Origin of the sequence: Paenactinomyces guangxiensis, assembly GCF_016055185.1 — a bacterium.
In the GTDB taxonomy this organism is placed as follows: Bacteria; Bacillota; Bacilli; order Thermoactinomycetales; family Thermoactinomycetaceae; genus Paenactinomyces; species Paenactinomyces guangxiensis.
Genome location: NZ_JAECVR010000034.1, coordinates 1 through 22,972 on the forward strand (window position 1 = coordinate 1; position 22,972 = coordinate 22,972).

Sequence of the window (22,972 nt, forward strand, 5' to 3'; positions counted from 1 at the left end):
GATTGGAACAGATGTATTTCTCAATTTGCCATCCTGTTTGAAGAACGTTGTCCCATAGACCTAATCATATAAAATTGGGGGCTCTGCCCCCAACCCCCCGGAGTTTATCGCTTTTGTTCTCCTGAGGAAAGTAAAAATGGCTGGAGACTTCTCTCCAACCAATTTTCCTCAGCAGACCTTATCAACCGCTCAGGTTGCTCTCCAGCATCGCCTTATCCTGTTGATAGGGAAGAGCTATTCAAAAGTATTCCCAAAGTTTTTAGGGAAAAGCCATTTACACAAAAAATTTCACATACCCCAATTGGAAAATAAACAACTCGATCAAAATTTACTCTGTTAGTTCTGTGTTTAAGTCAATCTTGTGATTTCCATGGTATCAAACAGTTACTTTATTCATTAAAGGTTTATCGTTTCATGACCATTCTAATCTGTAGTTCTCAATATCACCATCTAGGAGTTCCGACCTTTCTGCCCGTCTAAACTCCTTACTGCTAGAGTGATACCTTTCAGAACTAATTGCAAAAATTACTGCTTCTCTTGCTCGTGTAATTCCAACGTAATGTAGATTCATCGAATCAATAAATTCTTCTCTATCTTCATATACAATCCAATTATATCCCGGAATAACATATTGGTATAAATCTACATGGATAACAATATCGAACTCCAAGCCCTTAGATTTATGTAAAGTCATTAATTGAATCTGATTAGGCTCGGCTGGTTTATACACCATTAATTGTTTTTCGTCAGCTAATACTAATTTCAAATTGCTTATAGATCTACTACTGTTGATATTAGGGTAAATAATTAAGGCAATGTCTGAAAATATTTCAGTAATCGATTCTAATAAATTCCCTTTTTTATTAAGGAACGCATCACAATGTCCCCTTAAACTAGCTAGTAATTCTTTAACTCTATTAATTTTAAATTGATCTTTCGGTGATTCTCTATCAAAATATTCATCTATAAAACTGTAAGCAGTTTTATTATGGTCAAAAGCAAAAGCTAATAGTTTTCTAAACAATGCTCCTAAAAATGATTGGTCGTCATCCAGATTGGTTTTTACATGTAACTTATAAGGTGTTCTTAGTCCTTCAACAAAAAAATTAAGAGTTCTATCATACCTAGCAAGGACTCCGATTTTCGAATTAGATAAGACATTGAAAGATTGCTTTATCTTTTCTAATTCATTATCAAGCCAAGAACCAATGTCTTTTTCGTTTCCTTCAATATATGCTTCGAAAACTCTTATGTCTTTTACTACGTGTTCATTATTTTTCATATCTGGATTAAGAAGTTTTTTACTGTAATAATCAATGGAAGGATGACATCGATGGTTTTTAGTCATCGGAAGATATTCGAATTGTTTAATTTGCATTAATTTAGCTAAATACTTTGAGCTTTTCTCAGCAAATCGATAAATAGATTGGTTCACATCCCCAATGGCCCAACTAACTATGCCTATTTCTGAAATACGAAGAAATAGATAATATTGTTCTAGTCCTGAATCTTGAAATTCATCAATAAAAAGGTATTTATATCTTGCTTTAAAGTATCGTCTACATGATTTTGAACTTAGAAAGATTAAATTTGCTATATGCCCAACTAACCTTAAATCAAAACGTCCTTGTATAAAATTTCTTGCGATGAATTCAAAATCACGAGAAAGTATTTGTTCTATTGGCTTTATATTGTTTTTTTCTAAATCTTCAATGGTGACACCTTTATATCTATCGAGAATTTGTTCTAGAAGATACTTAATTTCTTCTATGTAGTCTTTATCTACATTCTCGAATTTTTCGATAGTAATATGTTGATTAGGAATGCCAAAAAAACGTTTACCAAACGGAATGATTATATTTGAAATATAAAAAGAATCAATTGTACCGAAAAATGAGTTTTTTAAATCATGGCAAATCCTTTCTGTTTTTCGTTTTAATTCATTGCTTGCTTTATTTGTATAAGAAATGGCAATAACACCTTGAAACCATCGTAAATCATTTAATGCTAGGTTAATTTTATGTGAAATAGTTGAAGTCTTTCCACTTCCTGGCCCTGCAGCAACTACACAATTACTATCACAGCATAAGATTTTTGTTTGTTCTGGAGTCGGTTCATACATGACGTAGCTCCTCAATAACCTGTTTACAATAATATAAAGGTTCTGCTAGCTCACAACCAGCTATGCTAGAGAGATCAGATAAGTATTCATCTACGAAATGATACATGAAGGTCGATTTTTTCTTTTTCATTTTTTCAATAACTTCTTCATCTGTATAAGTAGTAGTTGGATAATTTAAAAGCGCCCTTATACTATCCTGAATTAGACTATAACTATTATATAAGTCTTCTTCTAGACCTTTCTCAGCAATAAAGATTCCATAGTTATTTAACTGATTATAGTACTTTGAATACATGTTTTGCCTATATACATCGTCTGGTTGTTGTATATTTGTTAACTCTCCTTTATCAGTCTCTATAGATGCAATTAGCTCTTTACTAATAGAACCTGGACGCAAAGTTTCTTTTAGGTTAAGCATTTGTATAGCTCTTTGAATTCCTGCTAAACGGAAGTATTCTCTGTCAGTATTTTTAGGTTTGACCTTATAATAATCATTGTCTGTTCGGACAGCCCATGGAATTTCTAATGTATCAAGTAGCTCAATATATTTCTTAAAACCTACACCTTCAACTGAAAGAATAGTTATATTGAATCTGTCTATATTAAAATCCTCTAATTGGGAAGCGAGGGCTTTGTATAGAATGACTTCAGATGATCCCTCTACTAATAATACACAATCACTGAAATAGACTTCCGATGAGATAATATTTAAACGGAATTCAAGGTTTTTAACTTTATCACGAATATGCTCAGAAACACCACTTTTGGCAGCCTTTGAGGATTGGTCTTCTTTTGATGTGTATAGTCTAACTATTGATTCTGGTTGGAATTCTGAAGCAATAAAAGGTGAATGTGAAGTTAGTATAATTTGTGTATTTAAATCATTAACTAGATATTCTGATAATCTTCGTTGCTGATGGGGATGGAGATGTGCTTCTGGTTCCTCGATACAAAAGATAGAAACTTCATCTGGTTGTCCATCTTTATTTTCAAATTCGTTTAGTGCAGCCCATAAAGCAAGAAATGCTTGATTTTTACGTCCATCCCCCCCCTAACTGAACAGCTTGTTCATTTATGTATGAAATCAATTGTACTTTTCTAAATAAGTCATTTGACTTTGGAATGTCTACCCCCAATCTAACTTCTTGTAAAACATGATGTTCAGCAAGTTTCCTAAGTTCTTCGTTTAACAAGTTCTTAGCATCTTGTATAAAGGATAGTTTGTCTAACTCGTTTTGAACATTTGCTAATAATAAAATAACATTTTTCATTTGTTGTGCATCGTATTCAATTTGTTCTATGGTTCTATTACTCTTCAACCTTTCTAGTAACCGATTTTTTTGACTCCTTAGGAAACTGTCAACTTGTCTGCTCGCTCCAACGTATTTTAAATTTAGAACCTTTAAGTAAAATCTGCTGGTGATATCTTCTAACTCATCTTCTGATGGTCCGGCTTTAAGTTCATACTTCTTAACTCCACCTAAGCTTTCACGATAAGCGAAATAAGCTAAGTAAAGTTCATTACTATCACTTATATATCCTTCAAACTTAGAATGGATACAGTCTTCTTCTATATCAACAAAATGCAAAATAATTTGGAATGATGAGCAGTTATTTAATGCACAGAAATCTTCATCCTTGGGTTCAATATCATTTTCTGAAAGTCCCTTATCTAGTAAAAGCCTTATTGCATCAAGTATGTTCGTCTTTCCTACATCATTCGCTCCGATAATTAATGACTTTTTATTAAGATGAAACTCAGCATCAATGAAATTTCGATAATTTCTAAGAGTAACTCTGGTTAATAACATTCCTTTCCTCCTTATCATGAAGCTATTTATCCTTTGTATCGTACCACTGATAGATTGGATTGTTTATTTGATTAGACGATACATTGAAAGATCATATTGGGATTTAGTCAAAGAAGATGGTATTTTTTCTCCGTTATAATCAAATATTATATCTTTCAAGTTACTATTGGTAATGAAAGCACCTTCAATATCAGAAATTTTACCTGATTTAATACGTTGAGATAATTGCTGAGCTAGGTACTGTGACAAAGAATTTTTTTCATCTGTCCCACGACCGCCAATTTTATAACCTAGTTGTTGAGCAATATATGGATATCGTTTGTCTAGTTCAATTGCTAACTGGTAGGCTGTTATAAATGGAGTTCCGAAGTGATGTTCAGGATTGCTTGGATACTTGATTTCTGATAAAACTTCTTTGATTTTATCTTCCACATCATATGTATCCCATACACTCATACATTTGTCCCCCTGCTGTAATTCATTGCATTAATAATCTTACAATGCTATATTTGTTTTCATTATTAGAGTCAAATAATCCTTCTATAGTTCCTCTAATTAATACAGAAACCTGCTACAATTGGTAATGGCATGAAGAGAGGAGAGGTTTTATGTTATTCACATGGTATATGAGGACAAAGCAAAATAAAATAAAACAAAGAGTTTTTATTGCTTTGGCATTACTCTTTATTCTTATTTTATGTTTATCTCTGCCTGTACTATATAAATTGTATTGGACCTATCTGTGGAAACCACTAGGTAACTAAGACTACTGGAGAAGTAGACGCAGCACTTATTAATTTAGTATCGTCACTTTTAGTAGGCATGTTTACGGTCGGGGAGACACTAATAGTTACATATGCAATTAATAAGCAGACTCAAGAGATGACATTATTGATAGCTAATGAATGCGCGACCTTTATTATGAAAAGCGTTTGAATGCCTACGAAGAATTAGAGAATTATCTGCAAGAGATTGAAGAACAGTTAGATAGTGAAAGTATGGATATAGAAATGCTAGAGAAAATTCGTAGAAAGGTTAAATCTACGACATTTTAACTATTCTGTACCCATCTGTGAAGAAGTTGCTGAGGTGCAAACCTCTATTGAGGAATACATAGATCTTTATAAGGGTGAGTTGCCTATTGAATATGACTCTGACGAAGATAAATCTATAATGAAATCAGAAATGTTGGAATATAGTATAGAAATAATCAAAGAGGGAATAGCTGAAATTCGAAGTCTTATGGAAGGTGAAATTAATTAGTGTTCTGTAAGGAAACCGAATTTAATACAATCAGAATGATTGTTAGACTCTTTAAATAAGTTAGGATCTTGATATAGCTTAAATGAAGATGCTATCTGTAAATTATAATGATTAATATTACGGGTAGCCAAAATAATACTGTGATAGAGTTAGGGAGAGACAATAATTTGAGACTACTTTATACTTATTATTGTAGGAACCAAAGGTAAGGTAGTCTAGCAACGTTAATCCTTACAAAATACTTGATATATAAGACTTCCTTAGAGCACTTCAATGAAGGGGTCGTAGGTTCTTAATGAACCCCAAAAGTCCAGACATTTGAGCCGCACTTGAAGTGTAAAGTTGGCGTTTCCTTGGGTTCTACAACCAAAAGTGAAATATGGAGCCATTCTGGTCAAAAATGGATTTTGTGTATTGACATACCTTAGGTACCGCACCATCCGCTTTGTTTATTCTCTTTTTTTCCCAATCCAAAATGCATTTATCAAAACAATTGCAACAGCTACCGGTATTGGGACGATCCATTTTCCAAGAGGGTCCAAACAAGTAGGCTTAATCGGGAAATCAAATTGTACCAAGTAGCAATCGAAATATTCAAATAACACCAATATAACGTACACAAAAAGAAACTTGAATAAGTGAGGAGCGATTTTTATCATATTCTCCCCTTCCCACGTAGAAAATCGTTTCTACATATCCATCTATAATATTCGTGAAGAAGGCCGGATTTTGTGTTTATGACGTTCACGATGGACCCGGAAAAAACTTAATGAACCCCAAAAGGACATTTAAGCCGCATTTGAGGTATTAACCTGGCGGAACTCCTTCGGAGACAGGTATCTCAAGGCAGAATGCGGCCGCTGCTCGTTGTAAAACCGGATGTAGCGTTCAATGTCTTTTTTGGCATTCAAGAAGGAGGAGTAGTCCTGAAGCCAAACCGTTTCCTCTTTCAACGTCCGAAACCAACGCTCGATGTAGGCATCGGCATCCGGGTTGTTGTAACCCGTTCGTTCCTGCTTGATTCCGGCGTCGCGTAAAGCTTTGACATAGCGGCGGCTGGTCATTTGGCATCCGTTGTCGCTTCGAATGGTGAGACCACAACCTTTGACGCCTTGGGGGAATCGGTACTCCAATGCCTGGTTGACAGCAGAAAGGAGCTCATCGGTTCGGCAGAACCGAGAGAAAGAATATCCCACAATTTCTTTGTCGTACGCGTCGATCACAGCGAACAGATAGCCCCATCCGTCACGTCCGCACCAGATTTTCGTCATGTCCACCTGAAAATGCTGATTAGAGCTGGTGACCGGGATCCGGCCCGATTGCTTTTTTCTTTTCGCCGTTCCCCCTCTGGAGCGAGTCAACAGCCCTAACTCCTTCATGATGCGGTAAACGCGTTTGTGATTGACGCACAGTTGATACCTCTTCTTCAACCATACCCGGATTCGGCGATATCCGTTGGTCGGGAACTCTCCACAAAGTTCCCGGATCTTTTGACGAAGCTTCGCTTCGTCAGAGCGTTGGCGTTTCCTGGGCTCATATTCCTTGAGCAAAGCATACCCGTAGGTGCGGTTGATGCGAAGGGAAGCCGTGATTTGTGGGACCGAATAACCTTCGTCGTGTAGGATCCGCACCAGATCCCGAGTCTTACCTTCGGCCCCAATTGGTCTTTTTTCGGAGAATCTCAATCTCAATCTCCTTTTCTCCGATGAGGGCTTTAGCCTTTTCCAGCTCTTGTTCCCGCTTAGAAATCCCTGTCTTCAAAGCATTTAGTCCACCTTGAAGGAAGGCTTATCTCCATCGATAATACTGAGTTTGCACAATACCGTACTCTCTGCAAACCGCGGAGATATTGGTCGCCGGTGCCATTCCGGCCAGCACAATCTCCATTTTTTGTTCAGCGGTCCACTTTCGTCTCCCCATAAAAAACGACCCCTTTCAACTCTCCTGAATTATACTCTACCATTTGTCTGAGAGCTTGTGGGGTCATTATAAATATCGTACTGTCGAACACAAGAATACGAGTTATACAACAAGCTCGTTATTTTGATGTGTGATCAAAAAAATTTGCGTTTTGCAGGAAATTCACTTTGCAAAAACACTACTCTAAAATGAGGTTGTGTAAACATGAGTTATTACGAGCAATTAAATAATCGAAAAAAATCGGGTGAAATACTGGCATTTTAATAAAGTTACTAGAGAAGAACTAATAAAATTATGGTTTGATGAAGGTATTCCACAATCAAAGATTGCTAATCTATTCAGTATCCCAGTTAGGCAGGTTCAAAAGAAACGTTTAAAAATGGGTATAAAGACTCGCTGATTTTAGAGAAACGCCTTATGGAATTGTTAAGGCCATGGGGAGAGGCAATGGAAATTGAAACAGAACAAATACATGTTCATATAAATTATTTAGTAAATATTTGCTCACCTGATTTTCGAAAAACGATATTAGCTGTAATGGCCATGGGAAATGCAATAAATGTTGTTGATGCGAAAACAGAATTAACAGATAGAGAAGAAGGTAATGTTATCACAGCTTTTTGTTTTAGAAACACTATTCTAGAAGATGTTCATACTGGTAACTTAGATTTGAATGACAAAATAATGAAAGATTTAATGATAGAAAGTTCAACCAAAGTAACTGAATGGATCAAAATGAGAGATTATTTAAAAGGACGATGTCCTAGCATACAATATAATCTTAAATTATTATCAGGATGCATACACCAAAAATTGGACAAAAAAGTAGCTGGTAAATTAGAAGCAAGAAATATACGGATGAAATGAAGTTGGACTTTGACATATTTGGCTTAAAAGTCGTTGCACGCTATGTCTCTGTTGCGAAATGAGCAGTGATTGTGTTCCGAAACGGATAGGGCTTGTGACTGATGGATTTGTTGGATCTAAGAGAAGACATGCAACGTTGTATAGATAAAAAAGATATACTGGAACGCTGAAAGTAAAAAAGCTTCACTATTAACAAAAGATGGGGATAGAAGCAAAAGAACTACAGACATCTGTAGCTCTCTTTATGCTCAAAAAACCAATCCTAATTTTAGAACTGCCTTTTAATCAAAGATGGATATATTTATAAGATCCCTATTTTCAAAAATCATTAATTTTTTGATGATAGATCCTAATGCAAAAACCTTGGGAAAAGAAAAGATGCAACATCAACATTCCAATGCTTTATTGACCTGCATGACTAATTAGTATCATCGTCATCTCCCATAACGATAGCTGCTATAATTTGACTAGATGCCATAGAACTCATCTCCCTCGGTTGTTATTTTAAGATCAAACAAGAGATCCCGTAAGGCGGTCATACACTTGTTTGAATCATCTTTTTTGTCAATCATATCAAAGCAAATGCTCAGTTGCAATAAGGCTGTATATTGCCTGTGTCTATAATTATGCTTTTCAGTAAGAAATGATGCTTCCTGATAATAGGGAACAGCTTGTTCAAATTGATTTTGGCGAAAGTAAATATCCCCCATTACGATTAACGCTTTTGTCAATCGAAAGATATCAGGAATTTCACGGCCAATTCCAATGGCTTTTGTTAGATGTTTAATAGATCTTTCCCACTGATCCTGGTAGGAGTATAAAATGCCCAGATAAATATTTGTATCTAAATGTCTTCTGGGGTATTTTTCCTCTTTGTCCAAGTCGATAGCGGTTTGAAAACGGAGGAGCGCTTGATCATATTCTTTCATTTGGATATAAATACTTCCCAGTACATTTAAGAGATCAAGGTATCGATTTAGGATGTTATTTTTTCGAGCTAATTGAATCCCTGCTTCACAATACTGAATAGCTTCTTCATTTAGCTTTCTTCCGCGTAAGATAATGGACCGGGATTTATACAAGTCCAGTCTAATAGGAATCCGGTCAATTTTTGGCATGAAAGGCCATACTTCAAGTAAGATTTGAGACGCCTGATCACTTTGAGAGGATTTTAAAAGGTAGATAATTTGATTACTCAATAAGTGATATTTAATATCATTTCTCTCCAGTCCTTCATCAACTGCATTTAAACCTTGTTCTACGTAATCGAGCGCTTCTTTTAGATTGCCCTGGTTATATTTACAAGTACTCATTTTGTTGTAACATACAGCTATAATATTGTCTTTTGGACGAAGTGAATAGTGATTGCAGTGGCGAATGGCTGTGTCAAAGTTTTTTTCAGCTTTTTTCCATTCTTTTAACTCGTGATGGTACAAAGCCTTTAAATATGAGTAATACACGGAAAGCGGATGGAAATCCTCCATCGATATTTGATTTAGCTTATCTATACCGGTGGATAGATCGCCGTTTTCCAGCATAGTCTCAATGGATTCCAGATGGAACTTTAGTACTTCTATTTTTTTCTCTTCTTCTTGTATCATTTGAGGTAATTGGGTTTTGGAGTCTATACCCAACTTTTTTAAAAGATAATCAAATGTTTCAGGTCTGACCTCCTCTCCTCGCTCTACATTGCTAATGCTTGCACTGGAAATGAGCCCATCTTCAATATCCTTTTGTCTAAGCCCCAGCTCTTTTCTTGCTTTTCGTATTATGTATCGAACCAATTCAATATCAAGTTGTTCTAACATGGTATACCCCTCCTTATTTTCTAAAAAAACCCAAATACATTATGGCATAAAGGCTGCGAAATTAAAAGATTGTTTATCCAAATTAAGTGAACAATTTGAAATGGGGCGTTAGTAGGATTGGGAAAAGCCATAAATACAGTAGATATTGTTAAAAGAGGACTATCATTTCAAGAATAAACTTAATTGTAAATAATATTGCGATAATTACTGAAAAGGCTATATAATTTAAGTGCAATAAAGCTTTTTCAGTGCGTTCTTGGCTGAAGTTGTTTCTATTTTTGAAGAGGAGGTTAAATATTTGGTTAAAATCCAAATTGAAGGTCCAAACCATGAGGTTCAATGCTTTTTGTATGAGCTTCAACGATGCTCTCAATTCAAGAGTCTTAAAGAACAGGTGGCTTCAAGTATTAAAAATGAAACTAAAGATGGTACAGAAGCCGGGTGTTTTATCAACTATCTTCCGGATCAACGAATGCGGATCGTGCAAATGGTGACACCTGAAGGAGGAGAAATCAGGATTCCATTGTTCGATGTCATCCATGTGGAGATTGAAAAAGGAGTAAAGGTGTTTGCTGGTAAAGGTTTTGACGCTTTCTCATAAAAAAAGAGCCACATATTGAATGGCTCAATAAAAATGTTTTCGATGATTCTATTATAGCACTCAAAAAGTAAATCAGAAAAGTTTTCCTTTCGTGAGTTGGAAGGGAGTGGAGTTGTTCAAAAGGGGAGGAAATGAGTTTGGAGCAAAAAAAGAACCTGGTGCAACGTGAGTCGGCAATGATTAAAAAAGGGGATGCAGTCGGGGCGATGATCTATGTTTTAGCAAAACTGGGTTATTCCCGGCCTGAAATCGAAAAGGTAAACAGGGAACTGCAAAATGCATTTAATCTCAAGTGTTCAGGCCGCGTCTTTGATATGAATCTGACTAACGGCAGGGTGGATCGTAAAAATCTACTGCCAACCATCACTAAACAGGACAATCACGTAAATAACAAAATTGATGGGTAACCGGATGGATTATACGAAAAGTAAGGAGAAGTAAAGTGTATGGGGGAAGAGAGTGAGAAAACAGAAAGTCTCATCCCCCTTGGTATCTAAGCTCAGTCGAAAGTACATTTTTATCTTAATACATCTGGATCTCGAGTGAGCCCAATCATTTGATCTGGGAGTGAGAGAAATGTTGAGACTGCGAGTCGAAGGACCTGTGAATCAGGTAAAGTCCTTCATGAGAGATTTTAGCAATCATCCTCAATTTGATGTAAAGGCTTCGTCAAACCTCCATCAAAACGATTATTTAGAGAATGATGTGATCAGCTCGTTTTGCCACTTTGAGTACCGCCCTTTAAACGAAATCGTCCAGCCGATTTCTGTAACCTTTGTAACCCCTGATGGAAGAGATCTCAGTTTTGCACTTTTACGGGGTAAGGTCATTCGAATGGGTGATGTCGTCTTTATTATGGGAAAAGCGAATACAGGGCTTTTAAGAAGTGGCAGAAGAATTGGAACGAAAGATCAGGAGTGTCTAAGCAGGAAAGGGGCATCTAAGCCTGTCTAGAAGATAGCTTCATTGCAAGGGGAACCCAGTAGCAAAATCTCAGGGTTATCATCTACTGACCGAAAAAACATGCCTTCTTGTACAAAAATAAACAGACGGTATTCCAGTAAAATGCCGTCTGTTTATCAAATTCTGTTGGCAGAGAGGGAGGATAAGTATTGCATGTCAATTGTGCGGGAATGATCCTGTTTTCTATCCCGGATAAAAAGGTGCTTCTTGTTCAGCATAAAGAAGGCCATTGGGGATTTCCCAAAGGACAGATTGAACAGGGGGAAACCGAACTGCAAGCTGCATGCAGAGAGTTACAGGAAGAAACAGGCGCTTTTTGGAATGGTATCTTAAATCCGAAAAGAGTCAAGTTGTCAGAGGAGTATTTGGTTCATACTGTGAAAGGGTTAAGAAAGTCTGTGGTTTACTTTGTAGCTTTTACTTGTGATATGAAGCTGAATTGGCAGCCAGGAGAAATTGTAAATGCGAGGTGGCTGTCATTAAATCAAATAAATCAGCTTAGATCCTTTTACTCTAAAAAGCTTTTGGCACCATTGGACAAAATTCTACAGTCGGAAGTAATCATTCGGGTAGATGAACAAGTTGACTTAGAGATGCCGTTATCCTCGTCCGCCAGGATACAAGGTTCAAAACATGCATACTCCCGTATAGCACCATTACTTTTTATATATAAAAGCCTAAAAATCAACAATATTCCCCGTACCATCGACTCTTATGCTATTCATCAACTGATCCGGTTGTCTTTCCAAAACCATGGTCAGTTATTAATGATCCCTCCACATTTAAGCAACTTATCCCGCTCGATTATGAGTTGCATTCCCGCGTTGCTGTTTATCCATCCTAAAGTCCGGTTTTATCAGCCGAAGGGTTGTCAAATAGGCGAAAGGAAAATTGATTTATATCTTCAGGTGATATGCCGGTTTGGAGTTCAGTTGAAACTATATGATGACGGCATGGTTGAACTTGAAAGAGGCGTACTTGAACCCACTGCGATTAAACTTCCATTTCCTTCGTTTACCGGTTCTTCTACAGCAATTATCCTGACAAGCATGGTAAAGGGAAATTCCTATATTGAAAATATATCAATAGAGCCGGAAATCATCGAGTTAATAGAAGTTTTAAGGTTATTGGGGCTAGATGTTACGTTTTTTACTGAAAGAAATATTGTCATTAAGAATAGATGGAAACCTAAGCTTGTTAACTGGACGTTGTCCGAAGATAGAAATGTGTTGGTTACGAGATTAATGATGGCTTTGATAAGCGGGAGAGAATTTAAATACACTTCGCAAAGGCCATTATACCTTACTCCTTTGATGGATGTTCTGGAGAGAATGGGTGTCCGCTTTTCCTATAGCCCATATTCGATTCATTTATTCCCTGATCAGCTGGAGCATTTGAAGCCTGTTCATATTACATGTGATCATTTTCCGGGGTTTTGCTCCGATTGGCAGCCATTGATTGCACCAGTTCTTAGTAAGATAAATGGTACATCAGTAGTGCAAGACAGAATTTTTGAAAACCGTTATCGTTATATTGAACAAATAAATCGAATCAATCCCAATTTTATTTACGAAGTCCGGTCTGATGAATTACGGATTAAGGGGATAAAAGGAAATCATGGGGATGCTATGGATGCAGAGAGCATTGATTTAAGAAGTGCTGCGGCAAATATCATTGCACTTGTCGGTGAAAATAACTCCTCCAAAATAAAGGGTCTCTTCCAATTGCTTCGGGGTTACGAGGATATGTTGTCCGATTTAAGGAGTGTGGGGGGATTCCATGTCACATTTGATGTGGCCGGTTCGTAAGGAGCACGAGTGCAAAGAAAAGTTGCTGAATGTCATAAATGAACTGGGCCTGTTTGAATGCAGCATTTATATTGCCGGGTCATACTTTTTTACTGCCAAAAAAACGATGCACTTTATAAATGGCAACAGTGATATTGATGTTCTTGTCGTATGCCCGGTTAATGGTAAAACGCGAAAAGCACTGCTTCAAGTATTGCCTGTTTCAGTTGTACATGGATTTATGGATCAGTATTTTGGTATTGCAAATTTCACATATCAATATGGACAGGGTAGAAATGCATTCAATATCAAGTTTATGTCAAAACAATTATTCCGCGAAATAACAGAGTTGGGGGAAATCCAATTTAAAAGTTTTCGCAGTACCTCTTTAAAAGGCAAGGAACTTATTAAATTTTATTGTAACAATGTAAGCTGGCCACCTCACATCTTTCGGTATGAAGAGTTGAAAAATCCTTGGGGATATACTCTACTGTATAGATTTCAAATGATTCAAGACGGGCTTATTTACTTGTCAGATATCCATTCCATGGTTTTGTTCAGTATATGTATTCAGGACGGTTGTAATGTTAGGGAACTAAAAGAAAAAATGATGATAAGGATGAAAGAATATACTGAACAGTGCCGGACTCGTGAGGATGTATTGAATATGTTCCGTTATTTTTATTTAAGAGATTTAATGGATGCCCGTTGTGAAGAAGCTTTGCTCCGATTCTTTTGGAATAACGGAAAAAGCGACTAATGCCGCTTTTTCCGGGTCATTTAGATTGTGACTTTGAAATACTTATGTTTACCCACACGAACCATGCAGGATTCTTTAATGGCATCCTCCAGCTTGAGGATTTGTTCAGGCTCGCTGACAATTCTTACCCCTTGCTGGTTAAACATCCGGCGCAGTTCGCTTTTGCTTTTAAACTGCCGGCTCTCAAACAGGACATTGAAGAAAGTTTCTCCGGCAGCAGTTTGTAAATTTATGCAATCTTCTTCGATAATCTCCCGTTTTGAGTATTTACGCTCAAAATGCTCTCTTTCTTGCAATCCATCGGCCAAATTTTTTGTTTCAAGAGCTACCAGAAAAGCTCCCAATTGTTTTTTGGCTTCGAGCGGGTGGTCAGTAATAAATTGTTGGAGAAATTCAATTTCCCTTTCATGCACATCGGCAAAACTGCGGAAGTATTGGAAGATCAGGTTGTCAGGGATGGACATGATTTTTCCAAATTTATCTTCAAGTGAAGCATTTACCGCAATGTAGTTGTTAAAGCTTTTACTCATTTTTCGGCCGTCACCAGTGGTTCCCTCCAGGATGGGGGTCATGAGAATCACTTCTTCTTTCATTCCATGCATCTCCATGATTTTTCTGCACTGTTGGAAGTTGAGCAATTGGTCGATTCCACCCAGTTCAATATCTGAATTTAAGTTCACAGAATCCAGCCCCATTAACACCCCGTAACAAACTTCAGCAAGAGAAACCCCCTGATTGTTTTCCATTCGTTTGCGAAAATCGTTGCGTTGTGTTGCTTCAGCAAGGTTTATTTGTTGAAAGATTGAAAAAATGTCAGGCAAAGACACGGAATTAAGCCATTGTGAATTGTAGTGTATGTGTATTTTATCGACGTTTATGTATTTGGCGATTTGATCCTTGTATGTTTTTGTGTTCTCTAAAATTTCTTCAGTGGATAATGTCTTGCGGCTCGTTTCCCTGCCTGAAGGATCACCGATGCGTGCAGTGAAATCCCCAATGATAAAGTCCACTTGATGTCCCGCTTTAACAAACTGATTCAAAAGTAAAATGGGAACCACATGACCCAGGTGGATGTCAGATCCAGTTGGGTCAATCCCCAGCTTTACTCTTAGTTTTTCTTTTTCCTCAAGCGTTTTCTTTAGTTCCTCCACCGTGAGAATCTCCTGGCATTTAGGACGAATAAAGCCAATAAACTCATCGGCATTGATTCCTTCCCAGGACTCCAGACTTCGATCAAAAAAAAGTTGATCAAACCTTTGCATGGATTGTTGTCACCTCTGATTTCTCATTTCTATTTAGTGTAACCAAAAAAAATGATCCAAAAAAGAGGGAGGCTTCTAAAAAATGAAAATCCATTCGCTTATAAATCAAGGTTTGGTGCAATGTGTGATGGGAAGGATTCCTGATCCCATGGAGTGCGTATTGACTGTGTGGGCAAGAAGGAAGCCAAAGCCTGTATTTAAGGCATTTATTGAGCTGGCCAAAGTTCTTAGCCCGTATCCTTTAAAAGTGTTTGTTGACGATGTTTGTTCCCAAACCGTTATGAAAATAAGTGATGATAAGCAAAAGAATTTGAATGAAGCGTATGAAAAATATTTTTCTCATTATAACTGCTCAGTAACTTTCAGCAGTCATTTATATGAGCGAGTTTATGGAGATAAGGTTCTTTTAGAAATTCTCCGGTTGGGACAATCGATTACATTAAATGAGTTTCAACGATGTTTGCCGCAAAAGAAGAGAGACAAATATCAATCTCTTCAGCTGGATGAAATACTGCATTGCCTGCTTCAGTTGTTTTTGTTTAAGCATATTCAGAGTAAGTCGCGTGTTTTGTTAATCGGACAGTTTAGCCAGGCGATTGTTGCTTTACATAGGGATGTATCTGAGGAGCCATTGTCAGCTGTCGTATTGCCGAAAATGGAGGGGTTGGAGGGAATTGAGGAATATGTTTTGCAAATTAGAGGTGGTTTTTAGGAGAGATATCTGATTTATTCAAAGTAAAGCTTTATTTGAAAAGATAACCCTTTAAAGCGGCTCCTAGACTGTAAAAGAGCCACTATAACTACTGCCTAGTTCCTTATATTATCTTTTGGATTAATGTTGTATATTTCTTTTTGCATAATTCAATGGCAAAAAATACTTTGTCTCGGTAAGCCCATGATCTTTTTCTTCTTAGCAAATACGGCATTACAAAAAAGATATACGCTGTTATGGGGGAATAGTCCTCAATCCCATTTAAAAGGACGAACAAAAAAATACTTCAAGCCGAAGTAGAATTGGCAAGGCTCAATTCTTAGAAGTAATCGTTAAAACGTACAACATAAGCGGGATAGTACTAAAGAATATAGGCTTGTTCGGTCCTCAACAAATGAATCAGTTTATAAATTGTTGCTTACATTGGCCTATTTTAAATAAGGAATATTGTAAAAGAAATGTATATTCATATATAATTTCAAAATGGTTGCCGCTATATCATTTCTCATGTTGAACCCGAATGAACGAAATTCCGTCGAACGAATCCGGTTTGAGAAATTGAAAGAAACAAGTTTCCGTGTAGTCATAACTTTTGATTGGACAGACAGCGTTGACTTTCTGACGGTCCTGTTCTTAAGAAAGGAGGGAATCCGTTACGGGAACTAAAACTTTATATTATGCCCATACGGTGTTTCGGGTGACCGGGCATATTAAAATAGAAAAGGGATGAGAGTTTTCTTTTTTTTCCGTAACGGGTGATATGTGTAAATATTCTTATCGATTCGTGGTCCTCATTCTCTTCGCGTTTGTTTTTAGCGGGGTCTTGGGCTTCGGTACAGTCTACGCTGATCCCGGATTTGAGATTCCCCGGGTTGATGACCATTTCGACCCGGTTGAAAAGGGCCCGTTACCGCAGAAAACGGAGCCGAACCAGAATGCACAGGAAGAGGGTGGATTCTGGAATGAGATAGGAAGAAAGTTTGATCACGCCTGGGAAACCCTCTCCGATCTCTGGAAGTGGATGAGAAAAGTGCCTGCTAACTATTGGGAGAAAGCGATCAAAGAAGGGGATTTTTGGGCATGGACTCTGGGCTTCATCACCGCATATGTGGTCGTAAGAATAGGCACTGGTAAGGGACTGGTGAATGCCCTTGTTGATGCATTAAAAGGGATTTTGAATGTGATCAGAAATCCCAAAGAAACGTGGGATAACACCATCTATGCGATAAATCACCCTATCGAGACATTAACAGCGATGTGGAAATCCATTTCCGACTCATTCAAGCGCGATGTCATAAAAGGAGATCCAGGCACCGCATCCCGCTGGGGTGGCAATGCCATCGGTCAAATCCTGTTATCCTTTGCGGGGACAAAAGGGGTCGACAAAGTAAAAAATATTGCTACAGGAAGTAAGATTGCACAAAAAGTGAGCTCAAAAGTGTCAAATTCAACTTTGAAGGGGAACGGCCAGAATTCTAAAACGAGATTCACCAACCTGTGGCGCGGAAAGAAGATCAACGGAAAAATGGCGGTCTTCTCCGGTTTAGCCGGGATCGCAATGGTGGTTGCCGGTTTTACTATCCCGTTTATGAAGCCAGTGATCAACAAGACAACGGCGTCAGTAAAAAATGTTGTAAGTAAAATCAATCAACTTCCTGACCCTTCTTCTTTACGACTTGCAAGAACGAACGAAGGTCCAGCCACTTTGATACCCACCAAAACAATTGGTGATACAGCATTTGGGGAGTGGATGCAGAAGTTTGCTTCGAAGGGTGAAACTCAGGGGACTGGTAATACTGATCTTTCAAAGATTAATATAACAACCCAAGATGCTAACAGAATTATGAGTCGGTTAAGTAAGTCTGGTGTAGGCAAACAAATTGAGGCTTATATAAAAAGAGGCGATTTTACGGAGGTACCGGGGTATAGGGATCTTTTGTTACAGCTAAAAGATCCTAAAATGCATGATTCTGTTCTCCAAGCGTTGCAGGTGGGTGAAAGAATTCAGAAATCTAGTAAAGGTAAGCTCTTCTTTGAATCAAAAGGGCCAAATTATGATATTGATGTTGGAGATAAGCTCCCCGACGGGACGTTAAATAATGTTTATCAGTTAAAAACAGTTGATACAAACAAAAGTGTTTCTAAAAACATTACTAAGGCCGCTAAGCAGCTGGTAAATGCACCAGCTAATAACAAAATTATTGAGATTCAGGTCAAAGATGGAACATGGGATGAATTTCAAGCGCAGGGTAGAGTTCAAGGTATAGAGGAAACTTTTGCTGATCATTATCCAGGTATTAAAGTAAATATCATTTTCTCTGATGGGGTGACTAAGTCATGGTTATTTTAGAAAGACCCATTGCTGATTGGTGGTTTGAGGATAGGACTGAGCTAATATCTTTTGTTGGACCTGAACAGGTTAGCTCACTTATAAATATGTGTGAGAAATGCATTTCAATCTTGAAACGGTATGAATTGTTATCTCCTTCAAAGATTCTCTTGCCTGGACCTTGGAAATTCAATGATAATGTAGGAGGACAAGTAAAGCGGCGACAAGTTCAAAAAGCAGATGTTTCAATAGAGTATCCTGGTCACAATGAGAATGAATTGGCAACGTATGTTTTGGATAGGTTGAATAGCGAACAAGGCGCGACCGGTTACGTATATCCTTCTTTTATTCAAATTGTTGGCGAAGGAAAGATTATAAATAATGACGGTGTGAAGCAGGGATTTGAGAATGTAGTAAGTATAGAAGCATGGTTTACTGAAGCATTAGTAGTTGATGTAATCACGTATAGTACTGCTTGGTTGCCTAATACTTTAGCGGGAGTACCTCAACAACAGATCTTTGAATTTAATTCACACAGGCTGGAAAAAGCACTTAATGAAATAGAAGCCGCTCTTGGAGTTGAAGCGATTACAGATGAGGTAAGTGATTTTTGCCGCATTGACGGCTATAGGTTGGATAATTTTCGAGATGTTGACGGAGATGTGGTTCCAGTTGATGAGACTGGTCGATTTATGTAGTTCCAAACACACTAGATACTCAGATCTCTGGAAAGGGATTTTGAATCAATAAGAAAATGATGTAATGTTGGCGCTGCCAGTGTGAAATGCCGATGTTAGATAAAGAAGAAGCAAAGAGAATATGGCAAGTTCTTCAAGAGTGTTTGAGGAATCGACGAGGAAATTCTATTGATAAGATATTTGAACCAGTAACAAAAGAATATGAAAAAATAACTGGGATGGCTGGAGTACATCATAATGCAAAATCATGCATCATTTTTTTCCATCTAAGGAGATCATTGTACAAATTGGGGGGCCCCTGAGAACACCTAAAGCAAAATTTTGCGCTGCATGTGGTCATCCAAAGGCTTCAAAGGAAAGTAAATCTGCATTCCAGGGTAATCATTAAATATCAGTTGAATAGGGATGCAATAAACAAGGCATATGAGATATAGCTCAGACTCCGGGTTATAAAGCGGGTCCATAATCACTTCTCCAACATGTTGAGAAACCTGGAATTCACAAATTTAGAGACACTATGTTTTTTATAATGTGATCGAAACAATGAGCGTTGCTTTTTTAATATTCCAAACAACGTAAAGAAATCCATGTTCCGTAACAGTAAGAATCAAGGAATCCCCAAAGTTAAAAAGGGATTCCTTATTAATTGAGCGCGATAAAAGAGGTAAATCAAATAAACAGCTGAACCAGCAAATTCTACATTGTATTTTCTTCCAGCTCACTCTGCCACTTTGATAGCTTTATTAATATCAGTATAGCAACCGAAGTTTTTGTATTTCCCGTCAACTTTCAATTTATCCTAATGAATATGATCATCACTAAAGGAGTTTTGATTATGGAGTGGTACAAGAATGTAAATGCGGATGCCAAAGTAGCCTATTTATTAACCTTGACAGAAAAAATCATGGATCAAACAAAAAACTGCGAGTGGTATCATCTAGTAAGAAAAATGATGGACATGTGCTGGGAATGGGTAGAAGAGAAAAAGCATAGTGCAGACGAACTTTATGAGAGGTTCGATGATGAAGATGACGGGTTAATCTTGATTGAAGGATATGATGAAATAAAAGAAAATCCCCAAGCCAAGTTTGTCTTGTTTTGTATCATTGATGCAGTATGTTACGCTATATGGCAAGCCTATCAATATGAAAAGTCAGATTATATTCCACAAGTCCTTGAAATGGAAAGTGATCAATCCATTGATCAGTTTATGGAGAGAATAGAAAAAGTAGATGAGTATCAAAAAAGATGGGCAGAGCGTCTAAAACAGTATTTGCTTGAACGTTGTTCACCAGCAAGCAGTGATAATAAGATAAAAAAAGACGAGATTTTAAGTCAGATTTGAAAATGTCGTTAGTTTAAAAGAAGGCTTGTCCCTGTGTAAAGGGGATCAGCCTTTTTGTATACTTAGCCAAATTCCTATAGCATTCCTAAAACGGATTGAACGGAACAGTTGGAAAATCAACAAGACCACTTAATTACTCGACTGGAGCAAAAACGTTTGAACAAATTTACAATTTATAGAAAGAAAGACATGTGGTCACTTTTATAGAGTCACCATAATAAATAATATCCAAAGAGTATGTAATTAATTTTGTGTAAATGGTAATAATTTCTTGTAAGGAGTTGACCATTTATGCAAAATTAATTACATACTCTTTGGAGGGTATTTCGAACTTTTAACTTACCAGTTAAGGAAATTAAACATCTGAATCCTCGCTGATAGCAATACTATCAATGACGCTAGGCTGAACATGGGGTGCTAATCCTTTAATTCGCTTTAGTAAATCTTCCAAATCCTCTAGTGCGATAAATTTACAATAATCACTTAGACCAATCTTCTTAAATGTTGGTCTCCTTAATTCTTTCATAACTTTTCCTTGTCTTTCTTTCGGTGCAACAATGTATAGCTTTATTTTCAGAGCTGGAACAACTGTGATTAAATCAGACATCCGCAACAGACCAGAATAAACAGAAGTTGTAGTTTCAACCTCAAAAGCACAGATTGGAGCGTTGTGACGAATCCAAAGAATATCTATAAGTGAGATTCTGTTTAACGCTTCAATATTTAGGCCAAGATTTGGAAGGCTGTCGATACAATTGTCGCCCAAAGCCCGTCCTTCGTACTTGCGATTTCGGTCATTAGATGCTATCCATACGGACGTTCCCGTTAACATACCGATCTTAATAAGCATAGACTGGGCCTTTGAATGATTAGATTCTTCTTCAATTGTTTCAACTGACATAACTGTGTCAACCGTGTTATCGTCACCGTTTTCGTCTGCGTGAAGTTCTTCTTTTTTAGTCTGAGTAACGACAAGTTCTGCTTGTTTCCTTTTACTGTTCCGCTTTGTACGACTTTTGCCGACTTTGTTTTGTTTCTCATTTGTTTCATTTTGTCGCTGAAGTTTTGCTTCTTGCAGAAGTTCGTTTAGATTCGTAACATAAAACTCTATAGAGTTTGGCTGTTTTCTTATCTCATGAGCAATAATTTTAGATGATTCCTCTGGAAGGGATGACTGACTAAGAATCCTTATTCCGTAATTAGTCCCCCAAGCATTGGTTAAGGAATCTCTAATCTTACCTAGAATCGGCAATCTATTTTCATGGGATAATACGTAGAGGAACTTGATTTGTATTCTATGTGGATAAAGCCGATTTTCCCAAATAGTATCCTCTGAGTAAAAGGGTTCTCCAGTAACCTCAGCAAGTGCAGCAATTTGTTTATCTACTGTAAAAACTAATAATTCCCCTGATTTCCACTGTTTAAATCGGTTGTTGTGTGATCCCCATAAACCAGCTTTAAAACACGTTAGAAATTGGTACTCATCTACTTTTACAATTCGCATAGGTCTTATCTCCAATATCAAGACAAATGGATTGTTTTGAAATAAATAAATAGTATCTCTATTATAGAGTACAACGAAACTAGAGATAATCATAGACTGAGTCTCAAATTCTTGCATGAATATGTGTGACACAAGGCGTTATAGAGACATCAGAGGTAGAACTGCTCCTAAGCGGGGGGGGGGATGCGTTCGATTTAAAGGAGTACTCTTTCACCATGAAGACTCAATAATTCAGCATTATACTATCACAATGTTTAGACGATGTTAATAATTTTCATGCTGTATCAAAAAAAGTTGTCTATACATTTTATTAGGTTAGGCTTGTTGATTAAACAAATACTCGATTGGAATGGAGGGATTTCTGAAAGCAATGGCATTTGTCGTCGCAGCAAATCGAAAGCATTACGGAGTGCACCGCTGGGCCTCGGCGGACTTCTCTAACCATTGATCCAATAATTCCATTGTTGTAATCTCCTCGCTGTATGTATTCTGCGAATCTGCACCGCATTGGACCAGTCCATCTTCTCGTTGAACTGAATTCCTAAAAACTCTTTGTGTTCTACCCTCCTCAGAACTTTCTAGCATCAGGGTAAACCAAATGATTACTGAAAGTAAACCTGAGAAACTCCATCATAAGATAACCCCGCTTACTTTCTGGGCATGGCAAAGGATGTTTTTTGGTTTGCCGAGTTTGAAAATTAGATAGAGAAACATTGCCATTGAGATGGGCGTAACAAGTGAAAAATGATCTGGATTTATTCATTCCATTTTCTTTTGATTATTTTTTTCATCTCTTCAATACTTAACCAGTTATCACGTTCTCGATGAATGATTCGATGACAATTAGCGCAAACAAGGGCTATATCTTCTACCTTAGTTATATCTCCAACATCATCACGTTTAGATATAGGGAGTTTATGGTGGCCTTCTATATAGTCTAATCCACGGTTACCATACATTTGTTCAAAGTCGAAGTTGCATATCTCACAAATCACCTTGCCATATAATCGTTTAGCCTTCCGAATAGCTGCTTTAATTACTCTTTGGTCACGCTCTCTGGACATATGCGTGATAAGTCTTTTTGCCCCTTCACTATACACAAGGTCTTTCTCTATCTGGTAGGGGCTGTCCCAAAAGGATGGGATAGCCCCGAGCTTTTTTGTAGTTTTTTTGAGAAAGATCAAAAAAGAAATCGCCCCGTTGTAGTAAAATGAATGTAC

21 protein-coding genes and 1 pseudogene are annotated in these 22,972 nt (G+C 37.3%); 11 read left to right on the forward strand and 11 right to left on the reverse strand.

Going from position 1 to position 22,972, the window contains the following annotated elements:
• Positions 1 to 412 precede the first annotated feature (412 nt).
• From I8U27_RS19230 to I8U27_RS19245, 5 genes and pseudogenes are all read right to left on the reverse strand, one after another.
• Positions 413 to 2,122, reverse strand: coding sequence for a UvrD-helicase domain-containing protein (locus I8U27_RS19230; RefSeq protein ID WP_181754827.1), 1,710 nt, complete (start codon positions 2,120 to 2,122; stop codon positions 413 to 415).
• Positions 2,115 to 2,540 carry a hypothetical protein gene (locus I8U27_RS20805; protein WP_232345684.1) on the reverse strand — a complete coding sequence of 142 codons (426 nt, stop codon included), beginning with the start codon at positions 2,538 to 2,540 and terminating at the stop codon, positions 2,115 to 2,117. The genes I8U27_RS19230 and I8U27_RS20805 overlap by 8 nt, the downstream gene beginning before the upstream one ends.
• 84 nt (positions 2,541 to 2,624) lie before the next feature.
• A pseudogene (locus I8U27_RS21470) lies at positions 2,625 to 3,110 on the reverse strand (ATP-dependent nuclease); the annotation flags it as partial.
• Positions 3,111 to 3,156: 46 nt separating this feature from the next.
• Positions 3,157 to 3,933, reverse strand: coding sequence for an AAA family ATPase (locus I8U27_RS19240; protein ID WP_181754829.1), 777 nt, complete (start codon positions 3,931 to 3,933; stop codon positions 3,157 to 3,159).
• Positions 3,934 to 3,996: 63 nt separating this feature from the next.
• Positions 3,997 to 4,389, reverse strand: a complete 393-nt coding sequence (locus I8U27_RS19245) for a hypothetical protein (RefSeq protein ID WP_181754831.1) — start codon at positions 4,387 to 4,389, stop codon at positions 3,997 to 3,999.
• A 633-nt stretch (positions 4,390 to 5,022) separates the two neighbouring features.
• Here I8U27_RS19245 and I8U27_RS19250 point away from each other — a divergent pair.
• Positions 5,023 to 5,196, forward strand: a complete 174-nt coding sequence (locus tag I8U27_RS19250) for a hypothetical protein (RefSeq protein WP_181754832.1) — start codon at positions 5,023 to 5,025, stop codon at positions 5,194 to 5,196.
• 788 nt (positions 5,197 to 5,984) lie between these two features.
• On the opposite strand, the gene I8U27_RS19255 is transcribed toward I8U27_RS19250, so the two are convergent.
• Positions 5,985 to 6,881, reverse strand: coding sequence for an IS3 family transposase (locus I8U27_RS19255; RefSeq protein ID WP_181754834.1), 897 nt, complete (start codon positions 6,879 to 6,881; stop codon positions 5,985 to 5,987).
• Between the two features lie 103 nt (positions 6,882 to 6,984).
• Complete coding sequence (locus I8U27_RS19260; RefSeq protein ID WP_181754835.1) at positions 6,985 to 7,116, reverse strand: transposase; 132 nt, start codon at positions 7,114 to 7,116, stop codon at positions 6,985 to 6,987.
• 447 nt (positions 7,117 to 7,563) lie between these two features.
• Here I8U27_RS19260 and I8U27_RS19265 point away from each other — a divergent pair, with 447 nt between their 5' ends.
• Positions 7,564 to 7,983 (forward strand): hypothetical protein, encoded by a 420-nt coding sequence (locus I8U27_RS19265; protein ID WP_181754838.1) that lies wholly within the window; start codon positions 7,564 to 7,566, stop codon positions 7,981 to 7,983.
• 467 nt (positions 7,984 to 8,450) lie between these two features.
• Here I8U27_RS19265 and I8U27_RS19270 read toward each other — a convergent pair whose 3' ends face one another.
• Positions 8,451 to 9,791 (reverse strand): tetratricopeptide repeat protein, encoded by a 1,341-nt coding sequence (locus tag I8U27_RS19270; RefSeq protein ID WP_181754840.1) that lies wholly within the window; start codon positions 9,789 to 9,791, stop codon positions 8,451 to 8,453.
• Between the two features lie 298 nt (positions 9,792 to 10,089).
• Here I8U27_RS19270 and I8U27_RS19275 point away from each other — a divergent pair, with 298 nt between their 5' ends.
• The 5 genes from I8U27_RS19275 (at position 10,090) to I8U27_RS19295 (ending at position 13,902) form a co-directional block, all read left to right on the forward strand.
• The gene (locus I8U27_RS19275; RefSeq protein WP_181754842.1) at positions 10,090 to 10,392 is read left to right on the forward strand and encodes a hypothetical protein; all 303 of its coding nucleotides are present in this window, start codon (positions 10,090 to 10,092) and stop codon (positions 10,390 to 10,392) included.
• A gap of 137 nt (positions 10,393 to 10,529) precedes the next feature.
• Positions 10,530 to 10,799 carry a hypothetical protein gene (locus I8U27_RS19280; RefSeq protein WP_181754844.1) on the forward strand — a complete coding sequence of 90 codons (270 nt, stop codon included), beginning with the start codon at positions 10,530 to 10,532 and terminating at the stop codon, positions 10,797 to 10,799.
• Between the two features lie 169 nt (positions 10,800 to 10,968).
• Entirely contained in the window at positions 10,969 to 11,346 is a 378-nt protein-coding gene (locus I8U27_RS19285) for a hypothetical protein (RefSeq protein ID WP_181754846.1), read from the forward strand.
• A gap of 158 nt (positions 11,347 to 11,504) precedes the next feature.
• Positions 11,505 to 13,163 carry an NUDIX domain-containing protein gene (locus tag I8U27_RS19290; protein ID WP_181754848.1) on the forward strand — a complete coding sequence of 553 codons (1,659 nt, stop codon included), beginning with the start codon at positions 11,505 to 11,507 and terminating at the stop codon, positions 13,161 to 13,163.
• Entirely contained in the window at positions 13,135 to 13,902 is a 768-nt protein-coding gene (locus I8U27_RS19295; protein WP_181754850.1) for a nucleotidyltransferase family protein, read from the forward strand. Before I8U27_RS19290 ends, I8U27_RS19295 begins: the two co-directional genes overlap by 29 nt.
• A gap of 20 nt (positions 13,903 to 13,922) precedes the next feature.
• On the opposite strand, the gene tyrS is transcribed toward I8U27_RS19295, so the two are convergent.
• Complete coding sequence (gene tyrS / locus I8U27_RS19300) at positions 13,923 to 15,164, reverse strand: tyrosine--tRNA ligase (protein ID WP_181754852.1); 1,242 nt, start codon at positions 15,162 to 15,164, stop codon at positions 13,923 to 13,925.
• 82 nt (positions 15,165 to 15,246) lie between these two features.
• Here tyrS and I8U27_RS19305 point away from each other — a divergent pair, with 82 nt between their 5' ends.
• The 4 genes from I8U27_RS19305 (at position 15,247) to I8U27_RS19320 (ending at position 20,248) form a co-directional block, all read left to right on the forward strand.
• Complete coding sequence (locus I8U27_RS19305) at positions 15,247 to 15,876, forward strand: hypothetical protein (protein WP_181754854.1); 630 nt, start codon at positions 15,247 to 15,249, stop codon at positions 15,874 to 15,876.
• Positions 15,877 to 16,699: 823 nt separating this feature from the next.
• Positions 16,700 to 18,226, forward strand: coding sequence for a hypothetical protein (locus tag I8U27_RS19310; RefSeq protein WP_181754856.1), 1,527 nt, complete (start codon positions 16,700 to 16,702; stop codon positions 18,224 to 18,226).
• Positions 18,214 to 18,903, forward strand: a complete 690-nt coding sequence (locus tag I8U27_RS19315) for a hypothetical protein (RefSeq protein ID WP_181754858.1) — start codon at positions 18,214 to 18,216, stop codon at positions 18,901 to 18,903. The genes I8U27_RS19310 and I8U27_RS19315 overlap by 13 nt, the downstream gene beginning before the upstream one ends.
• 835 nt (positions 18,904 to 19,738) lie before the next feature.
• On the forward strand, positions 19,739 to 20,248 hold the full coding sequence (locus I8U27_RS19320) for an Imm6 family immunity protein (protein ID WP_181754860.1): 510 nt from the start codon (positions 19,739 to 19,741) through the stop codon (positions 20,246 to 20,248).
• Between the two features lie 355 nt (positions 20,249 to 20,603).
• On the opposite strand, the gene I8U27_RS19325 is transcribed toward I8U27_RS19320, so the two are convergent.
• Both I8U27_RS19325 and I8U27_RS19330 read right to left on the reverse strand, forming a co-directional pair.
• A complete protein-coding gene (locus I8U27_RS19325; protein ID WP_181754862.1) occupies positions 20,604 to 21,752 on the reverse strand; it encodes a hypothetical protein in 1,149 nt (382 codons plus the stop codon).
• Positions 21,753 to 22,507: 755 nt separating this feature from the next.
• A partial coding sequence (locus I8U27_RS19330; RefSeq protein WP_198065915.1) for an HNH endonuclease occupies positions 22,508 to 22,972 on the reverse strand: 465 nt, incomplete at its 5' end.